This is a genomic window from Thermosporothrix hazakensis (assembly GCF_003253565.1).
Lineage (GTDB): Bacteria > Chloroflexota > Ktedonobacteria > Ktedonobacterales > Ktedonobacteraceae > Thermosporothrix > Thermosporothrix hazakensis.
This window is the reverse complement of the sequence record NZ_QKUF01000085.1, coordinates 1-1,195: the sequence shown is the minus strand read 5'-3', so window position 1 is coordinate 1,195 and position 1,195 is coordinate 1. Positions and strand designations below refer to the sequence as shown.

The window sequence follows — 1,195 nt, the reverse complement described above, 5'->3', positions numbered from 1 at the left end:
ACCGTGTCAAAATCCAGCGCCTGAGCGGGCTGCGCGCGCGCTTGCACGGCTTGCTTGCCCATGAGCAAAAAGGTGCCTTCTCGAGTGCGGCTCTCCTGCTGACGCTTGAGGAGCTGGAACAAGCAATACGGAAACAGCATTCATATGAGGAGCCTGAAGAGGATCCTTCTCGAATCTTCCTTGACATTCTGTTTCGTATTGGTCAGCTTCTCCCTTGCACGTTCGCCCATTCACGATCGTGGGAGATATCGCCGTACAGCTCAATAAGCGGCTTCTGTTCCTCGATCACGACCTTGCATAATCCGGTCGGATATGCGGCCGGCGTCTCCCAGAGCCGTTCCATTGGGCACTCATCGAAGAAGGCCATTATGGTCTTCAGCGTCGCTGCATGCGTGACGAGAAGGAGCGTTTCCCCTTTCTGTTCCTCAAGCACGCTGTGGAGAAAGGGTTGCACGCGTTCCCGCAGATTGTAGAAGGATTCGCCGCCATTGACGGGCCAATAGAGATGCGGACGACTCCAAAAAGCAGTAAAGGCTTCCGGCTCGCGCTGTCGAAGCTCCTCACGCGTCTTTCTTTCCCAATCACCCTTGCACAAATCACGCAATGCATCCTGGGGAAGAATATCACAGGCATGATGAGCGCCGATCAGCTCCGCTGTTGTGCGCGTCCTCTGGCTCGGACTGGTATAAATAGCAGTAAACGCGACCTCACGCAACGCTTCCCCGAGCCATTGCACCTGACAGACCCCCAGGGCAGTCAGCGGCGACTCCTGCCAGCCGTGCAGCCTCCTTTCACTGTTCCATTGCCTCTCTCCATGCCGTGTGATAGAGCGTGGTGTTTTCATTGTTCAGAACCTCTTCCATCCGTTGTCTCGCACAAGAGAACCGGTCCGCTGCCTCCTGCTTGGATGCTTGTTGTGCTTGCGGCACAGGAAACCGCCCAGAAAAAGAGCCCTGATACGTTGGGTAGCAGGGCTCCAAAAAGGAAAACACTCAGATGGAGCAATCTATGAATCTGTCTGCTGCCGGTTGTCTTCCGTTGGTCGATACCCGATTCTCTCTTTAAAACCGGCAACAAGTCGACCTTTGTAGAGAAGATCAATCGTGCGATCATAATACTCAGGCTTCAGGGCAGCAGCCTGAAAGATCTCATGGGCTTCTTTTGCATCATTGCCGGTATAGATACACTCTTTCCC

2 protein-coding genes are annotated in these 1,195 nt (G+C 54.1%); both read right to left on the bottom strand.

Going from position 1 to position 1,195, the window contains the following annotated elements:
• Window positions 1–202: 202 nt before the first annotated feature.
• Window positions 203–844, bottom strand: coding sequence for a histidine phosphatase family protein (locus EI42_RS31795; RefSeq protein ID WP_111326994.1), 642 nt, complete (start codon window positions 842–844; stop codon window positions 203–205).
• A 162-nt stretch (window positions 845–1,006) separates the two neighbouring features.
• The coding region (locus tag EI42_RS33020) for a hypothetical protein (RefSeq protein WP_170143063.1) at window positions 1,007–1,195 on the bottom strand (189 nt) is incomplete at its 5' end.